At 40.1% G+C, this 4,874-nt stretch carries 3 protein-coding genes; all 3 read right to left on the bottom strand.

Features of this window, described 5'->3' with window-relative positions; translation table 11 throughout:
- Nucleotides 1-795, bottom strand: a 795-nt coding sequence (locus AC1DUA_RS23390) for a glycoside hydrolase family 95 protein (RefSeq protein ID WP_477502052.1), incomplete at its 3' end; no start/stop codon positions are given.
- A 218-nt stretch (nt 796-1,013) separates the two neighbouring features.
- Entirely contained in the window at nt 1,014-3,395 is a 2,382-nt protein-coding gene (locus tag AC1DUA_RS23385; RefSeq protein ID WP_477502051.1) for a helix-turn-helix domain-containing protein, read from the bottom strand.
- 132 nt (nt 3,396-3,527) lie between these two features.
- The coding region (locus tag AC1DUA_RS23380; RefSeq protein WP_477502050.1) for an ABC transporter substrate-binding protein at nt 3,528-4,874 on the bottom strand (1,347 nt) is incomplete at its 5' end.

Here is a 4,874-nt window from a genome sequence, read left to right as displayed (position 1 = left end):
CGTCATGCCTCTCCCGTTCGCCCACGTATTTGCGTCCTCGTTGTAAGGGGCTGTTCCTGTCATTTGGATTTCATTACCCGATGAAGTTACCGTTCCGTGCGTGTTCATTTCCGCCGGCAGCGTCATCTTAGCCGTCATACTCATGGGCTGGCCGCCGTCATTCGTCATTCTGATAACCATAACGCGATCCGGGTAGCTGGCAAATACCTCACGCGTATACGTCGTGTTTCCTACTTTATACTTTGTTGTCACAGTAGCTTTATCCAGATGAAGCTCCCGATTGTAATTCGTATATCCTGCTGTGTTCGGCACATCCAGCACAATTTTGCCAATTGGCAGGAAGTTGGACATTTGTACCGATCCCCACATCCCCTTGGCAGCCGTATCGGCTTGCTTTAATTTCTCTTCGCGATAGGTTACAGATGTGGCTGTATCCGCTTGAGCAAGCAAACTCCTTGTAGCGTCCAGAGCTACTTTACGACTTGGATCCGTATGATTGAAGGGTTCGCCRGAATGAAAMGTTTTRTCATTAAGTTGMAGAATTTCAGTCGCAACACCKCCYGAAACTTTCGCTCCGAAGTAACCATTACCGACCGGCGCACCGGTAAAATCTGTCCCGCTGGCAGGCGTAGTCCAATTGATTTTCAAATCATCCCAATTACCTGATTTCTGGACAGGCAGTGTTGTACTTCCCACATTTGCATAAGCTTGATCAGATGTCCCCATTGAAACTAAGCTTGTTATAAGAAGAGAACTGACTAACATGCTTATTAAACCTGTTTTTACTTTCTTCATATCATTTCCTCCTTGATTGTATGTTGGGTATCCCTCTGCATATCCAACTAGCGTCCCTTTAATGTAAGCCCTTACATTCACCTCCCTGCCMCAACATATAGCATTTCATGTTTCAATGTAAACATTAAAAACAAGTGATTTCTATAAAACGATCAGCAAATTCTCTTGATATAAACGAAAAAACCGCCAATTTGTTATTATCGGCGGCCTACTCTTATTTATGATGAATATCCGTTATCATACACCTTGTTCTCACTAGTCGTATTCCGCAATTTGTATTCAGACGTTGTAACCCCATACTTCGTCTTAAACATTTTGTAGAAATAATTCTGATTCTCCCAACCAATTAAATCCAAGATCTCAGCCACGTTGGTATTGGGTTTGGTAATAAGTTCTGCAGCAATACCTAATCGATAATCCATCAACCATTCAGCGATTGCTTTACCATGAACATTGCGAAATATTTTACCCAAGTGATACTTGGATAGATTCAATAGTAATGCAATACTATCCTGACATAACGATTTATCCATGTAGTTGGCTTCTATGATGCCAATGACTTTACTTACAATTTGCTGATTTCGGTTTACCTTGGAATCCACCATACTTTCGGCGATTTGACGAATAAGCACATGGAACTCGGCGTTGATTTCTCCAATGGTTTCCATTTTACTAATCATTCGAACGAATGTACTATATTGGATATTGAACGTAGTTGATCCATTCAATTCAATTTCTTTGATTCGCTTATAAATATTAAATGCTAAATAATATAAGTAACTAATGACAATATCGTAGGAATAATGATTTAAATAGGCGACAATCTGGTCATAGGTTTGAATTGCTTCTTCATATTTCCCATATACAAGAAGCTCGTCAAATGTTTTTTCCAGTTGTAGCGGCGGTCGGAAGTCATCCGTTTTCATATGTTTCAACTCATCCGACGAGATAATCGATCCTTGTCCGAAAATGAACCTGTACTTGCTAAACTGAACGGCTTCCTGATACGAAATAGAGATATCCTGAAGTTGTTTGACCGAATACCCGATTACGCCTGTCATGGAAAGTTTCAGATTGCTTTGAATCCAGTTTTGTAGCTCCGCAATGATGAGACTAATATCACGAAGCTGTTTCTCATAAGACTCGTCGGAGGCTTCTAGAATGAAGACAACTTCATCACCCAAATCAACAGCACAATTATTCGTGAAACGAGAGGCTATTTCTTCTGCTACATTTCCGATTGCATAACGAAATAGGTCTTGATCTGCCGCGCTGTAAGTTCTTATAAATTGCTCATAACGATCAATCATGAAAATAACGGCAAAATGGCGCTTATCGGCCAACAACCGTATTTGATACTGATCGAGACGTGATTGTAGATCTATAGAGTCATCATCAAACGATTGGCTGATCAGCCTACGTAAGAACTCGAATCTCCGGGAGGAAAAAGCAGTCTTTTTATCGCCAATAGATACTTCATTCTGTTGAATGGCCATCGAAATGATATCGCTTAAATAGCCAATATCATCCTTATTCTCGACTGACGAAGATGGTAAACGAGGCAACGCTGAAACTTTACCGACCAGACCGCGAATAGGAGAATACAACTTTTTGGATACATAGAATACGATAAATATGCCAGGAATCAATATCCCTAAACAAAAAGCAAGCGTAATCCAGCCAAGTCGCTCCATATCATGAAAAATAATGGAATAAGGGACGATATGAATAAACTTCCAATTCAAAGCCTCAGATGTTACATAGGTGATCAGATTCTTCTTTCCTTGAATCGTTGTTGTAAAATAGGTATTACTGCCGTTTTCTTGGATTGGTTTGAGAACAGCCGATTTCTCCTCCGCCGTTAATTGATCCATGTTCCCAAGAATCGGTTGTCCCTTCTCATCTAGTATCCAAGTACTTCCTTGATTTTTTCCGCTAGAGGAGAGGGATTGAATTAATGCTTTCAAGTAATCCACTTTCACATTGACGATAATTGCGCCCTTTACGCGATCTGCTGTATCCTCATATTCATAGAAAATATAAGTCAAAACACTTATCTTCTGATTGCTGTCAATATCCTTTCCATCGGCTGAGATAAAGACAGGAATTTCCCTCAATATAGGGTAGAACTTTCCCCTTGCTACCTGTTTCTTCTCATCAATTATAGAAACTAAGCCTTGATCAAAAAAAGAATCCTTGGTATTGCTGGATTGAAGCCAAGTTGAATAAAATTGATTGCTCGTTCCATTAAACACATAGACGGAATGAACGAATTGATTCGCGTCCTTCAATTTGGATACATCTACCAATGCCTCTTGGATATCTTTGTAATCATTATTCGCATTGTACATAACCGACTGTACCCGATAATTGGTCAATAAAGATATCGAGAATGTTTTCGAAGCTTCATTCAAATAAGTTGAACTATAGCTGATTTGTGAAAGCGCATTCGCATTAGCGCCAGAAACGAGGTTCACGCCAATTTTTTGAAAATTAACATATAAGATGTAGGAAAGCGCCAGTAAGATACAGATAAATACAAGCGTAAATGAAGTAAACATACGAATAAACATAGATCGAGGCAGTTTTATCTGGCTCACGAGCGCTAACCTCCTAATATATCACTTATACAACCATTATATAGCAAAGAATTTTAATATAAAAGAAAAAACCACTTTATGGAAAAGCAACCACTCAATAGCTTGTATAAGCTATGAGCGGTCATTTGATTCTTACTTTTTATTTACCTTGCGCCATTCGTCCAGTTGTTTTTGAGCTTCCGCAATAACTTTATCCAATCCTGCTTTCTTAAGTTTATCGTTAATTTCAGCCATGACCTTCTCCGGATCAGCAGTTCCAAAATTCAGCAGTGAGTTTGTTACGCTGTTGTACTGTTTTATAATCGCATCGATCTGTGCCATCTCGGTTTTAATTGGATCACGGTTTAAAACAAAGCCAATCAATGGGGAAACAATCGCTTCTTTGTTCACTTTGTTCGTTTGCTCCCACACATCTTTAGGCTGCCCTGGAYGAAGGAACATGTTAAATTGACTGCCGAGTTCCCAGTCCGTTCCCGGATTATATCCGCCATTTGGCAAGGCTTCAACGGTTCTGTCGTCCACTTTCTTGTAATGCTTGCCTTCCATGCCTACACATAATAACTGATATAATTCTTTGTCAGCGAACAAAAGATCCAGATACATCATCGCACGTTCAGGATTTTTGGAGTTTTGGTTAATTGCTGTCAGCGATGAAATTAAACTCGTGTTGGAAACGTAAGATGGGCTAAACTGTACATCGGTTACATCGTATCCCGCCCATCCTTTTGTATCGCCTTCATTGCCAGGCTTCACCGCTCCCGCTGGGAACATCCCATACTTCCCGGTTTTTTGTTCCGCTTTATAATCTTTAATTGTAGCTGCGTCTTTGCGAATGTATCCTTTGTTGTACCAATCGCGATTCATTTTGGCCAGTTCCATCGTTTCCGGAAGTTCATACAAGTTCTTAATTTTAAAATCATTATTTTTTACATTAATCACAAGAGGATTGGCTGTATCGCCCGTAACGGTGTCATACATAAGTCCGGTATCCATTTTGGAAAGAAGTTCAGTGGAAACCGGTGCACCGCTCGTCGTAGGCACAATACCAGGTTCATTTTGCTTCACATTTTCCAGAAATGGTTCCAAGTCACGCAATGATTTGATCTTTGTTTTATCCAGCTTGTACTTATCGGCTAGATCCTTTTTGATTGAAAACCCTTTCATCGTTGCCATAATCTGATAACTTGTTATCCCATATAGCTTGCCATTCACACGCGCCCCGTCAAAAAATTGGGCAGGAATTGTTTCCTTGATATGCGGACCATATTTATTCAGAAGATCGTCTAACGGCAGGAAAGCGCCCTTCGCAACATTGTTATAAAAATTATTCGTCCATGAAGCCGTGTACGTTAAATCCCAATCCTCACCTGCCGAAATAATCACTTTCATTTTGTCGTCAAAGTTACCCCAATCAATGGTGTTCAATGTGATGGTCGTATTGATTTTTTCTTTCGTAATCTTGTTCATGGCATCGACAAC

The organism is Paenibacillus sp. 01T422 (assembly GCF_056398785.1).
The sequence above is the reverse complement of the archived record's forward strand: the minus strand, read 5'-3'. Positions and strand labels throughout refer to the sequence as shown.